Annotated in this window: 11 protein-coding genes and 1 pseudogene; 5 read left to right on the top strand and 7 right to left on the bottom strand. The window is 71.6% G+C overall.

From position 1 onward, the window contains the following. Positions 1-69: 69 nt before the first annotated feature. Together NQZ70_RS17840 and NQZ70_RS17835 are read right to left on the bottom strand one after the other, a co-directional pair. Positions 70-1,284 (bottom strand): MFS transporter, encoded by a 1,215-nt coding sequence (locus NQZ70_RS17840; protein WP_408022433.1) that lies wholly within the window; start codon positions 1,282-1,284, stop codon positions 70-72. 365 nt (positions 1,285-1,649) lie between these two features. Beyond that, a complete protein-coding gene (locus NQZ70_RS17835; protein ID WP_129575287.1) occupies positions 1,650-2,285 on the bottom strand; it encodes a hypothetical protein in 636 nt (211 codons plus the stop codon). A 558-nt stretch (positions 2,286-2,843) separates the two neighbouring features. Here NQZ70_RS17835 and NQZ70_RS17830 point away from each other — a divergent pair. After that, positions 2,844-3,998, top strand: a complete 1,155-nt coding sequence (locus NQZ70_RS17830; protein ID WP_129575286.1) for an NADH:flavin oxidoreductase/NADH oxidase — start codon at positions 2,844-2,846, stop codon at positions 3,996-3,998. Between the two features lie 49 nt (positions 3,999-4,047). Here the strand turns inward: NQZ70_RS17830 and NQZ70_RS17825 are convergent, their stop codons facing one another. Together NQZ70_RS17825 and NQZ70_RS17820 are read right to left on the bottom strand one after the other, a co-directional pair. Next, on the bottom strand, positions 4,048-4,890 hold the full coding sequence (locus NQZ70_RS17825; RefSeq protein WP_207217880.1) for a helix-turn-helix transcriptional regulator: 843 nt from the start codon (positions 4,888-4,890) through the stop codon (positions 4,048-4,050). Between the two features lie 432 nt (positions 4,891-5,322). Then, positions 5,323-5,652 (bottom strand): DUF6289 family protein, encoded by a 330-nt coding sequence (locus NQZ70_RS17820; RefSeq protein WP_207217879.1) that lies wholly within the window; start codon positions 5,650-5,652, stop codon positions 5,323-5,325. A 432-nt stretch (positions 5,653-6,084) separates the two neighbouring features. On the opposite strand from NQZ70_RS17820, the pseudogene NQZ70_RS17815 reads away from it, so the two are divergent. Next, positions 6,085-6,765, top strand: a pseudogene (locus tag NQZ70_RS17815) (TauD/TfdA family dioxygenase); the annotation flags it as partial. A 20-nt stretch (positions 6,766-6,785) separates the two neighbouring features. Here NQZ70_RS17815 and NQZ70_RS17810 read toward each other — a convergent pair. Together NQZ70_RS17810 and NQZ70_RS17805 are read right to left on the bottom strand one after the other, a co-directional pair. After that, the gene (locus NQZ70_RS17810) at positions 6,786-7,898 is read right to left on the bottom strand and encodes a D-alanyl-alanine synthetase (protein WP_165374026.1); all 1,113 of its coding nucleotides are present in this window, start codon (positions 7,896-7,898) and stop codon (positions 6,786-6,788) included. A 166-nt stretch (positions 7,899-8,064) separates the two neighbouring features. Beyond that, positions 8,065-8,808 (bottom strand): 2TM domain-containing protein, encoded by a 744-nt coding sequence (locus tag NQZ70_RS17805; protein WP_129575280.1) that lies wholly within the window; start codon positions 8,806-8,808, stop codon positions 8,065-8,067. Between the two features lie 87 nt (positions 8,809-8,895). On the opposite strand from NQZ70_RS17805, the gene NQZ70_RS17800 reads away from it, so the two are divergent. Continuing rightward, on the top strand, positions 8,896-10,086 hold the full coding sequence (locus NQZ70_RS17800) for a serine/threonine-protein kinase (protein ID WP_165374025.1): 1,191 nt from the start codon (positions 8,896-8,898) through the stop codon (positions 10,084-10,086). 45 nt (positions 10,087-10,131) lie between these two features. Here NQZ70_RS17800 and NQZ70_RS17795 read toward each other — a convergent pair whose 3' ends face one another. Next, positions 10,132-14,016, bottom strand: a complete 3,885-nt coding sequence (locus tag NQZ70_RS17795; protein ID WP_129575278.1) for a M36 family metallopeptidase — start codon at positions 14,014-14,016, stop codon at positions 10,132-10,134. Between the two features lie 338 nt (positions 14,017-14,354). Here NQZ70_RS17795 and NQZ70_RS17790 point away from each other — a divergent pair, with 338 nt between their 5' ends. Together NQZ70_RS17790 and NQZ70_RS17785 are read left to right on the top strand one after the other, a co-directional pair. Beyond that, complete coding sequence (locus tag NQZ70_RS17790) at positions 14,355-15,113, top strand: CDP-alcohol phosphatidyltransferase family protein (protein ID WP_129575277.1); 759 nt, start codon at positions 14,355-14,357, stop codon at positions 15,111-15,113. A gap of 137 nt (positions 15,114-15,250) precedes the next feature. Then, positions 15,251-19,150 carry an RHS repeat-associated core domain-containing protein gene (locus tag NQZ70_RS17785; protein ID WP_129575276.1) on the top strand — a complete coding sequence of 1,300 codons (3,900 nt, stop codon included), beginning with the start codon at positions 15,251-15,253 and terminating at the stop codon, positions 19,148-19,150. The last annotated feature ends 17 nt before the right edge of the window (positions 19,151-19,167 follow it).

Here is a 19,167-nt window from a genome sequence, read left to right as displayed (position 1 = left end):
CAGGGCGAACGCGGAAGAGGGCGTTCGCCACCGGCACGCTCGGCGCGTCCGGCTGATTCCGCCGGCGCCCTACCAGTCTGCCAGCCGGGGGACGAGCACCTGGATGCTGACGCCGGCGATGATGAGGCAGCCGGCCAGGAACAGCATGGGGGCGAGCTGGCTGCCGGTCGCGTCATAGATGCGCGGCACCACGTTCTGGGCCACGAAGCCGCCGAGGTTGCCCACCGAGTTGATGGCGGCGATGCCGGCGGCGGCGTGCGGGCCCGCGAGGATCTTCTGGGGCACGCTCCAGAACACCGGCTGGCCGGCGAAGATGGCGGCGGCGGCGACGCACAGCAGGGCGAACTTGGGCGCTGCGCCCGGCATGACCACGCTCAGCACCAGGGTGAGGGCGCCCAGCAGCATGGGGCCGGAGATGTGCCAGGCGCTGACGCCGTTGCGGGCGGCATGGCGCGGCACCCACCAGAGCGCCAAGGCGACGAAGACCCAGGGGATGACGTTGATGAAGCCGTTCTGGATGTTGGAGGCGCCGAAGCCCTTCACGAGGGTGGGCAGCCAGTAGCTGAGGCCGTAAGCGCCGAGCGGCAAACCGACATACAGGCCGGCGAGCGCCATCACTCGTATATCCAGCAAGGCCCGCCAGGGGGAGCCTTCCGCCTGCTGGCGGGGCTCCGCGGCGAGGGTCGTGGCGAGCCAGGCCTTCTGGTCGGGGGTGAGGAAGCGGGCCTGCTCGGGGTGGCTCGGCAGGCGCCAGAGGACGTAGGGCGCGAGCAGGACGGCGGGAGCGCCGGTGGCCAAGAACACCCACTGCCAGCCAGCCAATCCCAGGAGGCCGTCGAGGTCGAGCAGCGCGCCGCCGATGACCGAGCCCACCGCGTTGGCCACGGCGCTGGCCATCATGAAGGCGCCGATCATGCGGGCGCGGTGCGCCTGCGGGTACCAGAGGGTCAGGACATAGAGCACGCCCGGGAAGAACCCGGCCTCCGCCACGCCCAGCAGGAAGCGCAGGACGAAGAACATGGCCGGGCTCTGGGTGAACCCCAGCGCGATGGTGACGAGGCCCCAGGTGCCCATGATCCGGCTGAACCAGACCCGGGCGCCGACGCGGACGAGGATCAGGTTGGCCGGCGCCTCGAACAGGAAGTAGCCGAGGAAGAACAGCGAGGCGCCGAGGCCGTAGGCGGCTTCGGTGAGGCCCAGGGCGCCCACCATCTCCAGCTTGGCGTAGGAGACGTTCTGCCGGTCGATGTACGCGATCAGGTACATCAGGCAGAAGAGCGGCATCAGGTGACGGGTGATCCGCTTCAGGGTCGCGGGGCCGATGTCCGGGTTCAGGGTCGCGGGGCCGATGTCCGGGGCCGCGCCCCCTGCGTGCCGCATGCCATCCTCCAATCCTCTCGATAGGCTATGAAATCCAAACTCGATCCGAAAGTCAAGCTCTCGTAGCGGCCGTCCCAGCGTACAGCCATACTGCACGTGCTGGTTGACATGCGTTTGGCTGTGGGTTGCCGTTACGCCCCACATTGCGCTGTTCGACGTCACCGCACGGATCAGACGAAGTCGCGGTGCCACTCTTGAAATTTTCAGAGGAGCCTGGATCCCAGGATCCTCGAGCGGTTCCATGACCGCAAGGTCCTCTACATTCGCAATTACGACCGCCAACGGATCTGAAATCGGCGATCGTCTCGGGCTGGCAGCTGTCCTTCAACACCTCGGACAAGGGCAAGGTAAGCGAGATCTGCCGCGATCTTGGCCTTGAGGCGGAATGGCGCGGCGAGAGGCTCCGGACGAGGCACATCGCGCAAGGCGCGGCCTATCACCCGATCACCGGCGAGCTGTTCCTCCATAACCAGTCGTACCTGCGCACGATGGCGTCGGACGTCCGGGGAGCCATGACCCCGGCGGTGAGGCTGTTCGAGCCCGGGCTCTCGCGTGAGCAGAGGAGCGCCATCCTGACGCTCGCGCCGGACGAGCAGAGCACCAACGCCTTTTACGGCGATAGCGGCGCCCTGATCGAGCAGTCGATCGGCCTCGAGGACGTAAAGACGCCCATGCTCGTCGGCGCGCAGGTCGATCCGGATCAGCGACCTCAGCCGGAGCCTCGAGTAGAGCTCGCGAGCGAATGCCAAGAGGGCCCGCTTGAGGGCTTGGTCCGTGTCCGGGATAGGCATCGTGCGGTCGTGGTCGATGGCCCTCCTGTCCATCGAGGTGAAGATGCGCTCGCCGGGCTCGAAGCGGCGCTCCAGCGCGGAGAACGCGTGGGGATAGCGGCTGCCGAAGAACATACCCCCGCGCGATCCGGAGGGTTCGGGTGAGCGCATCCATCCACTTCTTGAGCGCGGGGAGAGCGACCTGCACGCTGGAGCTCCGGCTGGCCTGACACGCCTCCTCGAGCTGGCTGATCAGCCTCGAGCACGGCTCTCGAACACGAGGGACGGCGCTGCGTGCTCGCATGAATGGGTGCCTCGAGGACAGCCTACTTTTCCCGGAGTGGGCCCGTGATGGTCCCATACGTCTCGCCGCCCAGCTCGGCAAGCGGGCCGGCCGCCCCAGCACCTGGGAGGCGCGCAGGCCGCTCGCGTGCGGGGGAGAGCGGCGGCGCGGCCTGCCCCCCCGCCCTCAGCGCCCGCCGCCGCGGCCTTGCCGGGCCGCGCGATCCGCCTCCTCCTCGCCGAGCGCCTCGGACTCCGACCTCCTCGTCCGGCCGCAAGCCCGACGCCTCCGCGTACCTGCCCGGGAGCCGCAAGCCGCCGCAGCGCTCCGAGTAGCGGAGCCAGCGCGCGGCCCGATCCTGGCGGGCCCCGTTGCCATCCGGGGGTGCGGCGCCCCAGGCAGCGATCACCATGGCAGAACCGCACCGCGACAGCCGCGAGCGGGCGCACGGCAGCGTGACCGATGCCGTGCATGACTTCGATGTCCCGGAGATCGATCTGCTCAGCCCGATCGAGATCCGCGGCGTGACGCTGCCCTCCCGCGTCGCCATGTCGCCGATGTGCCAGTACTCTGCGAGAGAGGGGCTGGCCAACGACTGGCACCTGGTCCACCTCGGCAGCAGGGCCGCCGGCGGGGTGGCGCTGGTCATGGTCGAGGCGACGGCGGTGACGCGCGAGGGGCGCATCACGCCCGGCGACCTCGGCCTCTGGGAGGACGAGCAGCTCCGGGCCCTGGGCCGGATCGTGCGCTTCGTGCACGAGCAGGGCGCGGTCGCGGGCATCCAGCTCGCGCACGCGGGGCGCAAAGCGAGCTGCGACGTTCCGTGGAAGGGCGGCGCGCGGCTCGGCCTCCAGCAGGGGGGCTGGGCGGTTGTCGCGCCCAGCCCCATCCCGTTCGCCGACGGCGACCCCAGCCCTCTGCCCCTCGACGCCGCGGGCATCGAGGGGATCAAGGCCGCCTTCGAGGCCGCGGCGCTCCGCGCGCTCGCCGCCGGCTTCCGCGTCTTCGAGATCCACGCGGCGCACGGCTACCTGCTCCATGAGTTCCTCTCGCCGATCGCGAACGAGCGAGACGACGAGTACGGCGGCAGCCTCGTGAACCGGATGCGCCTCGTGCTCGAGGTCGCCGCGCGGGTCCGGCGCATCGTGCCGGAGTCGCTGCCCCTGTTCGTGCGCATCTCGGCGACGGACTGGGTCGAGGGCGGCTGGGGCGCGGACGACTCGGTGGCGCTGGCGCGGCAGCTCGGCGAGCGCGGGGTCGATCTCATCGACGTCTCCTCCGGCGGCCTGGTGCCAAAGGCCACCATCCCCGTGACCAAGGGCTACCAGGTCCCGTTCGCGCGCAAGATCCGGGAAGAGGCGGAGATCTTCACGGGCGCCGTGGGAATGATCTGCGAGCCCGAACAGGCCGATCGGATCATCACCAGCGGCGACGCGGATCTCGTGTTCCTGGCGCGGGAACTGCTGCGCGAGCCGTATTGGGCGCAGAAGGCGGCGCGCGCGCTCGACGGCGAGCCCCGCTGGCCGATCCAGTATGGATATGCACTGAAGCGGCGGCAGAAGTAGGGCGCGCCGAGCACGGAGCCCGGGGAGGACGCTCCCTGAGCTGGAGGGGTCACGCGGCGACGCTCCTGGGCGCGGCGCGGCGGGGCGCGCCGCGCGCCCGCGCCCGCCACTCGCTCGGGCTCTGCCCCGTCGCCTTGCGGAACATGGCGCTGAAGTGCTGCGCCGACGCGCAGCCCACGTCGATCGCGATGGCCGTCAGGCTGTCGTCGCCCGCGAGCATTCTCCCCTGGGCGACGCGCACCCGCGCGGCGTTCACCTCCGCCTGGAACGTCGTGCCGGCTCGCCGCAGGTGCCGCTGCAACGACCGCTCGGAGAGGTGGAGCGCGCGCGCCGCCTCGGCCAGGGCGGGCCGACAGGGCGACGCGCAGAGCAAGCGCCGGAGCGAGCCGAGCACGCTCGCGGCCCCGTCGGCCTGGTCCCGAAGCCCGATCAAGCTCCCGACCAGCGCCTCGCGATCGCGTTGGCCGAGCCAGGCGAGCGCCTCGCCGATGCCGTCGAACACCGCGACAGGGAACGAAGGCTTCAGGACCTCGTAGAAGCCGGAGACCACGGCGCCGGCGAACCCCGGCGGCCGCACCAGCGCCTGCCGTACGACCAGCTCGCGAAACGGCTGCCAGCGCGCCGAGAGGTAGGCCGCCATCGACGCGAACGCCGCCGGGTCGGCGCCCTCGAGGCCCTGGAGGTCGACGAACGACACGTGACGGCCGCCGTGCGGCGTCAGCACCGCGTCGTTCAGCCGATTGAGGCGCTCGATGTCGTCGGCGCTCGGCCGCCCCCATAGCGAGAACCCTTTGAAGGCGCGCTCGGGGTACCAGAAGACGAACGTGGGGTCGACGAAGTACCTGCCGACCGGATCGGCCAGGAGCTCATCGATGCTGGAAGCGCTCTTCAAGTCGTCGAGAGAGATCATCGGCGGGCGTCGGACACGCGCCTTCGATCGAGCGCTGTGCGCCGCGGCGCGCGGAGCGCGCTGCGCAGCGGCCGTTCAGCGCCGGCGCGGAGGGCTCGGGTTGTCGGTTGGTCAGCTCGTTCGCCTGACTAACGCATTCGACATGCCACGCCCGGCCGACCCCCTCGCGCTCGGCGCGAGCCGCCTCCCCGCGCTCGCGGGGCCCGCACCTCCGCGCGCTCTCCGGAGCGCGCGCGGCGCGGCGCCCCCCCGCGCCGTCCGCACCAGCGCGCGTAGGCCGCAGCCGCCCAGGGTCCCGACATCGTGACAGCGCCAACCTGAGCCATGGGGCTGGCGCAGGTCGGCGCACCACCGGGCTCCGGCGCCGAGCCTGCTCAATCCGCGCCAGACCTGCTCAGTCCGCGCCGAGCTTGCTCAGAAGACCGGGCACGAGGATCCGACGCACGCCACGGACGGCGGACCGCCGGGGACCGCGTTGTCGTAGCAGATGTAACAGTTCGTCGAGGGCAGCCCGGGCATGGTGCTGCCGGGGCAGTTGTAGCGACGCTGCTTGTAGTACCTCGACGCTTCTCCGAAGAACTCATTATAATCGGGGTCGCAGTCGCGGGTCTCGACGCCGATCGGGGTCTTGAACGAGCTGTCGCTGTAGTAGGTTCGGGTGAAGCCGGTCGACATCAGCGGCTGCTCGGCGGAGCCCACGGCCTCCTCGCCGGCGGCCGCCTCGGCCTCAGGTGCCGATTCCATCGGCTCGGCCATGCAGGCGGCAAGAGCGGTGGCGAGGCCGAGAGCGATCAAGATGTTCTTCAGCATGGTCTGCGTACTCCCTCGTTGTGGCGGCGCGAGCGCGCGCCCCGGCGCCCGCCCGCCGCCGCGGGTCGGCGCGCGGCCGGGGTGAGCGAAGGGCGCGCCGGTCGCGCGATCGTCGTGAGGATGTCTACGCGCGGGGCGCCGGGCGCGCGTTCATAAACGCGCCATTCGGTTGTGCTTTCGCGCCACCCGACGCCGTCAGCGCCCGCCGCGGCCTCGCCGGGCCGCGCGAGCCGCAAAGCGTACGTGCCTGCATCGACGCCGCAAGCATCGGCGCACCATGCATCAGATGCAGTCGTGCGATCCGATCGCGCGGGCGGATCCCGTTTTTCCTGGCATAGCAGGCGATCCAGGAGGCGCGAGAAAACCATGAAACCAGACCAAAAGAAGCAGATCGCTCCGCCGTTCAAGGATCTGCTGGGCGGTGTCAGGTGCTCGGTCCGGTTCCCTGAGCACGGCTTTATCCTGCAGCTGGAGCCGACCGGCACTCCCGAATCCATCGCCCGCTGGATTCAGGAGCACGAGCAGCTCATCGGCGACGCGACGCTGGAGTACGGGGGCATCCTCTTCCACGGCTTCGATCTGGACGTCGCGTCTTTCCGGCGGCTCGTGGGCCTGCTTTCCGACGAGATCCGCTTCGACTACATCGGTGGAACAGGCCCTCGGGAGCGGTACTCGGATGATGTCTATGTATCCACGTATGCGCCGCCGGGAGTGAAGCTCGCGCAGCACCATGAGATGGCCTACATGCCTTCGTGGCCCATGAAGGTCTTCTTCTACTGTGACCTGGCCCCGCGCAAGGACGGGGAGACGCTCGTCTGCAGCTCCCGAAATTTCCAGAGGAGCCTGGATCCCAGGATCCTCGAGCGGTTCCATGACCGCAAGGTCCTCTACACCCGCAATTACGACCCGCCGACGGATCTGAAATCGGCGATCGTCTCGGGCTGGCAGCTGTCCTTCAACACCTCGGACAAGGGCAAGGTAAGCGAGATCTGCCGCGATGTTGGCCTTGAGGCGGAATGGCGCGGCGAGAGGCTCCGGACGAGGAATATCGCGCAAGGCGCGGCCTATCACCCGATCACCGGCGAGCTGCTCCTCCATAACCAGTCGTACCTGCGCACGATGGCGTCGGACGTCCGGGGCGCCATGACCCCGGCGGTGAGGCTGTTCGAGCCCGGGCTCTCGCGTGGCGACCTCAGCCGGAGCCTCGAGTAGAGCTCGCGAGCGAATGCCAAGAGGGCCCGCTTGAGGGCTTGGTCCGTGTCCGGGATAGGCATCGCGCGGTCGTGGTCGATGGCCCTCCTGTCCATCGAGGTGAAGATGCGCTCGCCGGGCTCGAAGCGGCGCTCCAGCGCGGAGAACGCGTGGGGATAGCGGCTGCCGAAGAACATCCCACCGCGGTGCAGGATGCCGCCGCAGACGGCCACGCAGAACTCCCGGCCGCTCATGTACCGCTCGACGATGACATTCGCGCGCGTCAGGGCGAACACCTCCTTGACGAACGAGGAGAGCTCCTCCCTCTTCTCGACGAAGTGCACGTTGAGCGACGCTCGCCCCGTGCTCGGCTTCACCACGAAGGGACCGGGATGGCTCTCGAACGCGCCCCGGATCCGCCCTTCCGGCGCGCCGTCGAGCGGGTGCCAGACCACGAACTCGGGCGTGGCGATCCGGAGCGACTCCAGCTGCCGCTTGAAGCGATCCTTGGAATCCAGCAGCGACGCGTCCAAGGGGCTGTGTCCGATGTAGGGAATACCCAGCATCTCGAGCGTGGCCGCGGCATGGCAGATCGAGCTCTCTCCCTGCATCCCGGCCGAGTTGATCCAGGCGAGATGGGCTCCGCATTCCTTCAGGCGCGCAGGCATCCTCATGTCGTCGGGAATGAGCGCCACGTCGCTGAACCCGATCCGCTCGAGGGCGCGCTGGATGTCGGTGGCGACCTCGTAGTAGCTCTTCCACGGCCGGAGATTGGTGGACCAGTACAGCGCGGCGTCGGGCTCGGACCTGTTGCCGCCATAGATCACCGCGATCCGGAGGGTTCGGGTGAGCGCATCCATCCACTTCTTGAGCGCAGGAAGGGCGACCTGCACGCTGGAGCTCCGGCTGGCCTGATACGCCTCCTCGAGCTGGCTGATCAGCCTCGAGCACGGCTCTCGAACAGAGGGGACGGCGCTGCGTGCTCGCATGGATGGGTGCCTCGAGGACAGCCTACTTTTCCCGGAGTGGGCCCGTGATGGTCCCATACGTCTCGCCGCCCGGCTGGGCAAGCGGGCCGGCCGCCACAGCACCTGGGAGGCGCGCAGGCCGCTCGCGTGCGGGGGAGAGCGGCGGCGCGGCCTGCCCCCCCGGCCCTCAGCGCCCGCCGCGGCCGCGCCGGGCCGCGCGAGCCGCCTCCTCTTCGCCGAGCGCCTCGGACTCCGCGTCGTCCACCCCGGCCTCGTCCGCGCCGAGCGGCGCGATCCGGCGCCCGCGCGGCGCGTCCTCCGGCGGCGGCGGCGGAGCGCTGCCGCGGATCTCCTGCGCGATCCGCGACAGCACCGTCGCGACGCCCTCCTCGACGGCGTGCCCGAGCTCCTCCGCGCTCCGCTCGAGGCGCTGCTTGCGCTCGAGCTGCTCCATCCTGCGCCGCTCCTTCAGCCGCCGGTGCTCCTCCCGCTGCGCCAGCGCGGCGCTGCGCTCGATCTCCCGCCGGAGCTGCCGCGGGGACACCTCGCTGGAGAGCCCGGCGCGCGCATGGAAGGCGAGCCCCAGGCCCCAGCCGAGCAGCGGCCAGAAGAACCACCACGGCCCGGGCGTGAGCGCGTTGATCGCGAAGAGGAACGCGTTCACGACGACGAACGAGAACAGGTGCGAGCGGAACCCCGTGCGCCGGCGCGCGAGGATCGCCGCGCGCGCCTCCGCCTCGCCCCGGACATGCTCGATCTCGCGCGACGCGGCCTCGATCGCGCCCCGCGAGATGCCGATCTCCTCCGCGGCCGCGACCAGCTCGTCATGGCCGACGTCGCGCGCCTGCGCGTCCCGGAGGGCGCGCTCCAGGATCGCCCGCACCTCGGCCTCGGTGTACCGCCGCCCGCTCTGCTTGTCCGGTTTCGTCATCGCTCTCCTTCCCGCGCGTCCCCGCGCGCAGAGCATACGCTTGACCGCGTGCGCCCGCCCCGCTTCCATGGGCGCAGCAAGGACCCCATGAGCAGCGATACGGCCTTACAACGCGTGGGGACCACGATCCGCAACAAGTGGACGCTGGAGCGGCTGCTCGGCGCCGGCGGCATGGCCGCGGTGTACGTCGGCGTCCACCGCATCGGGCGCCGCGACGCGCTCAAGATCCTCCACCCGCAGGCCGCGAGGTCGAAGGAGATCTGCGACCGGTTCGAGCGCGAGGCGCAGGCCGCCAACCGCTTCCGCCACCCGGGCGCCGTCGAGATCCGCGACATCGACGTCGCCGAGGACGGCGCGCCGTTCCTCGTCATGGAGCTGCTCGAGGGCGAGTCGCTCGCCGAGCGCGAGCGCCGCCTCGGCGGCCTGCCGCTCGCCGAGGTGCTCGGCTTCGCCGCGCAGGTGCTCGACACGCTCGGCGCGGCGCACGCGCAGGGGATCATCCACCGCGACATCAAGCCGCCCAACCTGTACGTCGTCCGCGAGGACCCCGCGTCCACGCCCGCGCCCGCCGGCGGCCCGCGCATCAAGGTCCTCGATTTCGGGCTCGCGCGGATCCGGCAGGACTCCAGCCTCCAGGGGGAGCTCACGCGGATGGGCCTCGTGCTCGGCACGACGCCGTACATGCCGCCGGAGCAGGCCAAGGGCCGCGACATCGACGCCCGCGCCGACCTGTTCGCGGTCGGCGCCACCATGTTCCGCCTGATCGCCGGCCGCCACGTGCACGAGGCGAGCACCGACTTCGACCTGCTGCTGAAGATGGGCCGGGAGCCGGCGCCGCCGCTCGCGCAGCGCGCGCCGTACGCGCCCCGCGACGTGTGCCTCGTCGTCGACCGCGCGCTCGCCTTCGACCGCGACCAGCGCTACCCCGACGCGCGCCGCATGCTCGAGGACGTGCTCGCCCTCCTGCGCCGCGAGCCGCCCCCGTACGCGTCGCGGTTCGCGCACGCGCTCGATCCCGACGCGATCACGCTGCACGGGCAGCGCTCGCCCGCCGCCCCGGACGACGAGAACGGGCCCACCACGGTCCCGGTGGGCCCCGCGAGCAGCCCGACCGTCATCGACAGCATCGCGGTCGAGTGGAGCGACGAGCCGCCCATGAGCGGCGGCTCGATCACCACCGAGTGGGAACGCCCCGCGAGCGCGAACGAGGAATCGATCGCGGTCGAGTGGAGCGACGAGCCGCCGGACGCGCCCGCGTCGCACCGCGCGCGGCGCTGACGGGCTCGGCGGCCCGTCAGCCTGCGCGCGCTGGGCCGCGCCCGGTCAGGCCGCGCCCCGGCGCCGCCGCAGTCCGAGCAGCGCCATCGCCAGCAGCGTGGCCAGCGGCCCCGCGGCCCTTGTCGCGCCGCCGCCGGGCACCTGGCAGCCGCAGCCGTCGCCCTCGCCGACCACCCCGGGGCCATCGGTCGGCGCGTCGGCCCCGCCGCTGCCGCCTGCGCCGCCCTCGCCCGGGGCGCCTCCCGCGCCGCCGGCGGCGCCCTCACCGCCGGCGCCGCCCGCCCCGCCCTCGCCGCCGGCGCCGCCCTCGCCGACCGGATCGCCGCACCCGGGCGCGTCCGGCACGAGCGCGCCGAACGGCGTGTTCTCGATGCCGCGGACCTCGATGTCGTCGATCTCCCAGCCGAAATCGCCCGAGTAGGCGTCGGTGCCGATGCGGAACCGGACCTTCACCGTCTTCCCCGCGAACGCGTCGCCGAGATCGAGCGTCACCTGCTCCGGATCGGGCCACGCCTCGTTCGCGCCGACGAAACCCTCGCGGCCGGCGAGCGGGTTCACCGACGGCTCGTCCACCGTGTTGCCGATCGGGCCGCCGTACCCGGGATCCGCGTACGCCGCGACGTCGTGCCACGTCTCGCCGTCGTCGTCGCTGATCTCGATGAGCCCGCCGTCCCAGTGGATCGCCGCCTCGTCCTCCGTCGCCGGCGAGATCTCGAACGAATACCGGTGCTTGAACGAGATCACGAGCGGCTCGCCCTCGCCGACCGAGAGCGGCGGCGAGACGAGCTGCGTGTCGGAGAGGCTCGGGTAGTCGACGCCGCGCCACGCGTGGTTCGTCAGGTCCGTCTTCTCGCGCGACCAGATGGCGTCCGCGTCCTCGCCGTCCTTCGACCAGACGGGCGCCTCGCTCTCGACCGAATCGACGGCCGACGCCTCCGGCACGTCGTCGACGTTGAGGCGCGCCCCGGCGACGCCGGCGACCGTCACCTCGCACGCCCGGGGGGCGGCGACGTCCACGCGGAGCTCCAGCGTCTCTATCCCGGCCGCGGCCTCGTCCACGTCGACCTCGATCTCGACCGTCCCGGCCCCGAACGCCGGGATCGTGGGCAGCACGATCGCGTTCCCGTCCGGGAACGACACGTGCTCGTTCGTCGAGGAGACGGTCGCCGCGGCGCCGAGGAGCGGCAACGGGCCCGCGTTCCGCACCTCGATCGCCACCTTGCCGCGCTCGCCCGCGTCGAGGAAGCCGTCGCCGTCGCACGAGCGCACGCCGTCGTCCGGCTCCCCTAGCGAGACGGCGGCCAGCGGCGCCATCGCGAAGCTCTCGACCACGCCGACGAAATCCTCCGAGTCGCGCGGCGCGGACACCGCGCACGTCCCCGCGCCGCGCCGCGCGAAGCCGTGGGCGAGCGCGAGCATGTCGGCCTCGCTCCGCGCGTACGCCGCCGCGAGCAGGGCGTCCCGCTGCTCGGTGTAGGTCGCGTCCACCGGCGCGAGCTTCATCCCCGCCACCACGATGTCCGACATGAGCCGCCGCGCCTCGTCGTGCGTGTAGATGCGGCCGCCCTCGTCCTCCCGCGCGAGCAGCTCGACGTAGCCCTCGAACAGCATGAGCGCCCAGATCTCGCCCGCGTTGTGCTCCTCGGAGTTCCTCGGGTCGCTGCCCTCGAGGATCGGGTGATCCGGGAGCTCGACGCCGTCCGAGATGTGCCTGAACGTGAGCCCGTTCTTCGAGAAGTTGATCGTGTAGGGCGCCCGGCGGCCGCCATAGTAGGCGCTCTCGCCGCTGTCCTCCGACGCGTAGATCCCGGTCGCGAAGGTGCCGCCGAGGTCGTCGCCGTCGCGGATCGCCATGTGCAGCGCGATGAAGTCGCCCCAGCCCTCGCTCTGCGCGCCGCACTGCGCGGTGAAGCACTGGGTCAGGCGCCGGTGGATGTAGTGCCCCCACTCGTGGGCGGTGACGGTGTTGTCGATCGTGCCGTCGCGCACGACGCCGAGCACGCGCTCCATCGCCGCCCTGACCGGCCCTTCCAGGAGCGCGGCCTTGAGGCTGCTCCCTTCCTCGTAGGAGGTGGAGAGCACCGGGATGGTCACCACGGCGTCCTCCGGCGCGCCGTTTCCCATGCCCGGCGCGGGGTCGCCGGGCGCGTTGTTGGCGAGGATGAGCGCGGCCGCGCCGGCGGCCTGGGCGTTCACCGCCTTCTGCTTGAAGGTGCAGCCGCCCCGATCGACGAGCAGGATCTTGCCCGTGACGTCGGCGAGCGGCGCCTCGCACCCGTCCCGGGTTCCATCGACCGCGTCGTCGGGCGTGGCGTCGACGCCGTCGTCGACGAGCGCGATCTCGGCGGAGAGGTTGAAGTTCCCGGCCCCGAACACGGCCGTGCCGGTGCTCAGGCTCGCGCCGCCCGGGTCGAGCGTCAGCGTGCGCCGGACGTCCTTGCTGTTCCAGAGGTACATCTGCATCCGCGGCGAGGCGCCGTCGGACATCGCGTTCATGTTCGCGTTGTTGCGCTGGGCGTTCGGCACCAGGGCGCCGTCCTGCGCCTCGGCGTGCATCGGATCGCCGTCGAGGCCGCCGCGGCCCATGTTGTCGAGCTGGGCGTTGCCGGCGGCCTCGTCGAAGCCCGAGTCGTAGTACCAGTCGTGCAGCCAGTTGTTCACGTAGAACAGCTGGGTCACGGCGGCCATGGTCTGCGCCTCGCTCGACAGCGGATCGAGCGTGGGGTCGTAGACGTGGTCGAACGTCCGCTCCGCGGTGAGGGTCGCCCGGACGTCGCCGTTCGAGTAGCCGTCGGGGGCCCTGTGGTCCGCATAGGCGTCCACGTTGTTGCCGAAGGTCTGGACCGCGTCTCCCGGCAGCCAGGGGTCGGCGGCGCCGCCCGGGCCCTTGTTGAACCCCTCCATGGAGACGAGCGGCGCCGGGATGAACGCCGGCTGCGACCCGTCCGGCATGCCGGTCGGGTGCGGCAGGAAGTCGGCCTGGGGCCCGTCGAGGGGCCGCCGGTCGCCGGTGGTCTCGGCCCAGACGCGGTAGTTGAACGCGTCGTACTCGATCAGGTCGCGGCGGTAGAGGATGCGGCCGTCGTCGGCCGCGATCACGTAGTCGTAGGCGTCCGAGGAGACGGACTCGACCTCTCCCGAGATGAACTCGACGAAGTACGCCGGGATCAACGCCTCCGGCATCGGGAAATAGACCTTCTTCACCCGGGCCGGCTCGACCAGGTGCAGGCCCGCGGCGCGCAGCGCGCTGTCCGGCGCGAGGTCGAACGCCTGGTAGTCGCCCGCGGGGCGCTGGAGATCGACGACGCCGCGCTGCCCCGGGTGGATCCCGTAGAGGTCCTCGAGCGCCCGGCCGAGCGCCTGCCTCGGCGAGAGGCGGAACGCATGGCGGCCCGCGCGCCCCATGGCGGGCACGGCGGCCGGGTGCAGGTTGCCGGAGATCGCGACGAGCTCGAGGTCCTGGCGCATGAGCACCTTCACGTCGGTCTGGAAGACGTCGGCGCCGTCCACGCGCTGCCGCAGGACGACGATGACGGGCCCCTGGCCGAGGTCGTGGACGTGGACCACCTGCGCCGCCGCCAGCGCGGCCCTGGACAGGCCGTAGGCCGCGGCGAAGCGGGCGAGGTGGCGCCGGGCGGCGGCCTCCGGCGTGGCGCCCGGGGCGACGGCCGACGGGGCCTCGGCCGGCGCGGCCCCGCTCGCGGCCCAGAGGAAGGTCGGCGCGCCGCGCTGCTCGTCGATGGACGTGACGACCCCGCCCGCGGCCGCGGCGCGAGCGGCGGCCGCGGCGCGCGCGTCGCCGAGGGCGCGCGCCGCCCTGGGCGCGCGCAGGGTTGCGTTGAGGTCGGGCCGCTTGCCGGGGGCCGCGTGCGCGAGCGAGCCGGCGAGGAGCGCGAGCGAGAGCGTGAGACCGCGAATGGAACGCTTCATCCGATCTACTCCGTGCGTGGCTGGACAGCGGTCGTGCCGCCGGATCGCTTCGTTCCCGAGCGGGAAACCGGCCTGATGAATGGAGATCCTTTGATAGACGTTCCCGCGGCACGAGGGAAGCCGCTCGGCGGCTCGGGGCGGGCTTTACGCCGGCGAAGGCGGCCGCGGCGACGGCAGGCGGCCTCTTCGCTACCGGGGCGAAGCCCGGAGGAAACGAGCCCGGAGGGCGGGAGGAGACGGGGCGCGCGCCGCGCGCGGGGCGGTTTGTGCGTCGGGCGGGGCGGCGCGGAGCGGTTTGTGTCCTTCCCGTCGGACCGCCGCTCTAGGATGCGCCCGCCATGCTCGGCGAAGCGAAGCGGATCTACCTGGCCACGCGGAAGAAGCACGATCAGCTCTTCAACACCTACTTCATGCGCCCGCTCGCCGGCGGCGTCGTCGCGCTGCTCGCGCGGACCTCGATCACGCCGAACCAGGTCACGCTGCTCAACCTCGCCGTGTTCGTGGTCGCGGCGGCGCTGCTCGTCGCGCTGCCCACGGCGGCGGGGGGCCTCGTCGCCATCGGCGTGCTCGAGCTGAGCTACCTCCTCGACTGCTCCGACGGCATGCTCGCGCGCCACAAGCAGATCGCGTCGAAGGAGGGCCACTTCTTCGATTTCTTCACGGACGAGCTCAAGGCGGTGCTCCTCTCGGGCGCCCTCTCGGTGCGCTTCTTCCGCGCCGGCGGCCTCGGCCTCGATGGCGCGCTCTGGCCCGCGGGCGACCCGCGCTTCCTGCTCGCGGGCGTGGTCGGGGTCGCGGTGATCGCCTCGGCGATCTCGCTGACGAACTTCGTCCGCCGCCCGGAGATCAGCGGCAAGGAGGCGTCGGTCTCGGCGTACTACGAGACCGCCACGGAGGAGCGCCCGCGGTCGCCCGTCGCCCGAGCGGCGGCGCTCGTGACGATGTTCCTGCGCTTCCTGAACCACTACCCGAGCCACATCTGGGCGTTCGCGCTCGCGGATCGGCTCGACGTGTTCTTCTGGATCTACGTGCTGATCAACGGCCTTTACCTGGCGCGGGGCTGGCTCGGGCTGCTGCTCAGGTTCGGGCGTCCCTAGACCACCGATCGCTTGGAACCACCGCTGTCGAGGAGAGGACAGCCGCCGAGCACCGCAGGTTCCTCGGGTGCTGAGAGCCCCACGCGCGCTTGACAGCGAGGAGGCGGTGATGCCTGCTGACCCGCGGAGGTGCTCTCATGGCGCGCACTGCCCCGGTGCCCAACATCCCTGCGATCCCCGGCATGAACCCCGGCGTCTTCGTGATGGGCGGCGGCGGCGCCGGAGGAGGCAGCGGAGCGCGCGGCGGCAAAGGGTCGAAGAACCGCCAGGGCGCCGACGGGAAGAGCGGCGGCAAGGACGCTGAAGGCGGCGGCAAGAGCGCCTGTGGCGCGCCGGGGAAGGACGGCGGCGGCTGCCCCCGGCACCACGGCGGCAGCCGCAGCGGCGCGGCCTCGCACGGCGATCCCATCGATGTCGTCACCGGGCGCGTCTTCACGGCGCCGGTCGTGGACCTCGATCTGCCCGGGCCGATGCCGCTCGAGCTCGCGCGCTCCTACGCGACGTCGATCCGCGACCGGGACATCGGCCTCGGGTACGGCTGGACGCACACGTTCGCCTGGGAAGTGGAGCTGCGCCGCAGCGGCGCCGTCGTCTGGACCGAGGACGGCCTCGACGTCGCCTTCGGGGCCGTCGAGCGGGGCGCGGGCGTCCTCGGGCCGCACGGGTGGGTGCTGCATCGCCACGAGGAAGGGTTCGCGCTCGACGTGCCCGACGGCACGCGGCGGATCTTCGAGCTCGACATGGACGATCCCCTGCGCCGGCGCTTTCGCCTCACGGCCGTGGAGGATCGCGCAGGGAACCGGATCCAGCTCGTCTACGGCAAGGCGGCGCTGGCGCGCATCGTCGATTGCGTGGGCCGCACGATCCGCGTGCTGGCCACGCGGGAGGGGCGCATCGCCGCCCTCGAGATCGTCTGCCCCTCGGGCCGCGTCGTGCGCGCCGCGCGCTACGACCATGACCAGGCCGGGCGCCTCATCCGCGTCACCGACGCGGACGGGCACGCGACCACGTACGCTTACGACGACGATCACCGGCTCGTCTCGTACCGCCTGCCGACCGGCCTCGTCTTCCATTTCCGCTACGATCAGGCGGGGCGCGGCGTCGAGACCTGGGGCGAGCACGAGAGCGGCGTCGACCCGTGCCTCGCGGACGACCTGCCCGAGCGGCTCATGGACGGCGCCACGAAGGCCAGGGGGATTCATCACGTCAAGGTCGACTACGGCCCTCACGGCTACAGCGAGGTCGCCGACGCCGCCTGCGTCTTCAGGCACTTCGGCAACGAGCACGGCAAGGTCGACAAGTCGGTCGCCAACGGGCGCGTGTTCTCCCGGACCTATGATTCGCGCGGACACCTCACCTCGTACACGGACGCGCTGGGCGCGACCACGCGCTGGGAGCGCGACCTCTTCGGCAACGAGACGCGCGTCATCGACGCGCTCGGCCGCGAGACGCGCATCGAGCGGCTCCCGAACGGCGACATCACGCGGATCATCGACGCGGGCGGCGGCGAGACCGAGATCAGCGCCGGCCAGAACGCGCTCTTCCTCAAGGATCCCACGGGCGCGTTGTTCGAGGTGCGGTACGACGGCCGCGGGCTCCCGGTCGAGACGGTCGCGCCGAACGGGCGGCGGCGGATCTACCGCTACGACGATCACGGCAACGCCGTCGAGGCGTCGGACGAGCGCAGCGTGCTGTGGCAGGCCACGTACGACGAGCTGGGGCGCTGCACCTCGCTGCGCGACGAGGGGGGCGCGCTCACCCGGTATGCGCACAGCGACAAGGGCCTGCTCCTCGCCATCGAAGAGCCGGGCGGGCTCACCTCGAGGTTCGCGTACGACGGGCTCGGCAACGTGATCGAGGCGACCGACCCCGGCGGTCGCCGGACGGTCCTCGTGCGCGGGGGGACCGGCTCGCTCGCGGAGGCGCGGCTGCCCGACGGGACCACCGTTCGGCTGCGCTACGATCGCAAGGAGCGGCTGATCCGCGTGCACAACGCGCGCGGCGAGACCTACGCCGTCGAGCTGAGCCCGACCGGCGTCAAGCGGCGCGAGCGCATGTTCGATGGGCGCGAGATCCGCTACGAGCACGATCTCTCGGACCGCGTCGTGGGCGTCACGCTGCCGGGCGGCGACGAGGTCCTCCTCGAGCGCGACCTCCTGGGGCGCATCGTGAAGCGAACGCGGGCCGACGGCTCCGAGGAGGTGTTCGAGTACGACTTCCGCGACGACCTCATCGCCGCCGAGACCGCGGCGGGGAGGGTGGAGCTCACGCGCGACGCCGCGGGATGGATCACCAAGGAGCGGCAGATCGTCGACGGCGCGACGTTCGAGGTGACGGTCGATCGCGACGTCGTCGGCATGCCCGTGCGCCACAGGACATCGCTCGGGCACAGCGCCGAGTGGCGCCGCGACTACGCAGGACGGACCTTCAAGCTGCTGCTCGACGGCACCGAAGAGACCGAGGTGCGGCTCGACGCCGCCGGGCGCGAGATCGAGCGGGTGCTGTCGCAGGGCGGGCGCGTGCTGTTTCGTTATGACGTGGCGGGCAGGCTCGCGGAGAAGCGCGTCACCGCGCCGCGCCTCGCGAGGGCCGCGGGCCCGGGCGAGCCCGACTGGGTGGGAGCGCTGGATCCTTCGGTGACCGTTCACCAGCGGCTCGAGTACAACGCGTCGTCCGAGCTCTCGATGCTCTGGGACGCGCGGCGCGGCGCGACGCGATACGGCTACGACGCGCTCGGGCAGCTGCTCGCGGCCGTGCCCGACGGCGCCCGAGGCGAGCTCTTCGCTTACGACGCGACGGGCAATGTCCAGGAAGCGGGCGACACGGCCCCTCCGCGCGCGTACGGCCCCGGGGACCTCCTGCTGCGCGCCGGCGAGGCGACGTTCGCCTGGGATGAGCTCGGCAGGCTCACCGAGCGACGCGGGCGCGCCGAGGGAGGCGAGCGCCTCACCTCCTATGCGTGGTCGAAGGCCGGCACGCTCTCCAGGGTGACCATGGGCGACGGGACCGTCGTCGAGTTTGCTTACGATGCGTTCTCGCGGCGGCTCAAGAAGGAGGTTTACCGGGTGCGCCCCGACGGCGGACGCGAGATGGTCCGGCGCACGCGCTTTCACTGGTGCGGAGACACGCTGCTGCACGAGGTCACGGAGGCCGGCGGCCTGCGCTTCGAGCGCCGGTACCACTTCGACGACGGCGGCGAGCCGCTGGCGCACCGCGAGATCCTGCACCAGGGCGGCAAGCGGAGCGAGGGCGCCTGGGTGTACTACGTGAACGACCTGGCCGGCTTCCCCGAGCGGCTGGTCGACGGCGGCGGCCGTATCCTCGGCGAGCTCGGAAGGACGGTGTGGGGCGCCACCGCGATGCAGGAGGGCGGGACGGCGGCGACGCCGATACGGTTTCTGGGGCAGTATGCCGACGCGGAGACCGGGCTCTTCTACAACCGGTACCGGTACTACGACCCGCAGATGGGCCGGTACATCTCGCCGGATCCGCTGGAGCTGCTCGGCGGGCTCAACGTCTTCGCGTATGCCAGGAACAGCCCGTTCTTCTTCGGGGATCCTTACGGGCTCGTCTACACGCGCATCGTCGACAACGGCACGGATCCCCCCACCGTGCTCGCCGAGGGCTACAACATCGACGAAGCCCGGGGGAAGCCGCCCGAGCGAGGTGGGCAGATCCCGCAGAGCTTCACCAACAAACCGTGCGCCGAGACGCAGGCCCTCCAGCGCATGAAGAACGACATCACCACGCAGATCCAGGAGGAGCAGCGGGTCGCGAAGGCGAGAGGGAACAAGAAGCAGCCGTTCAAGCCGATGACCGCGTCCGAGATCGACGCAGAGGCGAACCGCAGGCTCACGGCCAGGTTCGACGATCCGAACGTCTCGATCGAGACCTTCCAGGAGAAAGGGGGCCCGCGCGTCGACCCCTGCCCCTCCTGCGGCCAGATGATCGGGGACCTCGGTATCGGGCACGCGGTGGTGGGCGCCAAGGGCAAGCGCGGGCAGTACGGCGTGTACCGGAAGCCCAAGGGCTACTGAGCGACGCGGAGCGGGAG

Source organism: Sorangium sp. So ce836 (genome assembly GCF_028553905.1).
GTDB lineage: Bacteria > Myxococcota_A > Polyangia > Polyangiales > Polyangiaceae > Sorangium > Sorangium cellulosum_D.
This window is presented reverse-complemented; position numbering and strand designations above follow the sequence as displayed.

Bases quoted from the DNA above. Each gene is read 5' to 3' on its own strand.
- NQZ70_RS17785 (WP_129575276.1), top strand. From the start codon at position 15,251: ATGGCGCGCACTGCCCCGGTGCCCAACATCCCTGCGATCCCCGGCATG.
- NQZ70_RS17795 (WP_129575278.1), bottom strand. From the start codon at position 14,016: ATGAAGCGTTCCATTCGCGGTCTCACGCTCTCGCTCGCGCTCCTCGCC.
- NQZ70_RS17790 (WP_129575277.1), top strand. From the start codon at position 14,355: ATGCTCGGCGAAGCGAAGCGGATCTACCTGGCCACGCGGAAGAAGCAC.
- NQZ70_RS17830 (WP_129575286.1), top strand. From the start codon at position 2,844: ATGGCAGAACCGCACCGCGACAGCCGCGAGCGGGCGCACGGCAGCGTG.
- NQZ70_RS17810 (WP_165374026.1), bottom strand. From the start codon at position 7,898: ATGCGAGCACGCAGCGCCGTCCCCTCTGTTCGAGAGCCGTGCTCGAGG.
- NQZ70_RS17800 (WP_165374025.1), top strand. From the start codon at position 8,896: ATGAGCAGCGATACGGCCTTACAACGCGTGGGGACCACGATCCGCAAC.
- NQZ70_RS17840 (WP_408022433.1), bottom strand. From the start codon at position 1,284: ATGCCGCTCTTCTGCCTGATGTACCTGATCGCGTACATCGACCGGCAG.
- NQZ70_RS17820 (WP_207217879.1), bottom strand. From the start codon at position 5,652: ATGGAATCGGCACCTGAGGCCGAGGCGGCCGCCGGCGAGGAGGCCGTG.
- NQZ70_RS17805 (WP_129575280.1), bottom strand. From the start codon at position 8,808: ATGACGAAACCGGACAAGCAGAGCGGGCGGCGGTACACCGAGGCCGAG.
- NQZ70_RS17835 (WP_129575287.1), bottom strand. From the start codon at position 2,285: ATGTTCTTCGGCAGCCGCTATCCCCACGCGTTCTCCGCGCTGGAGCGC.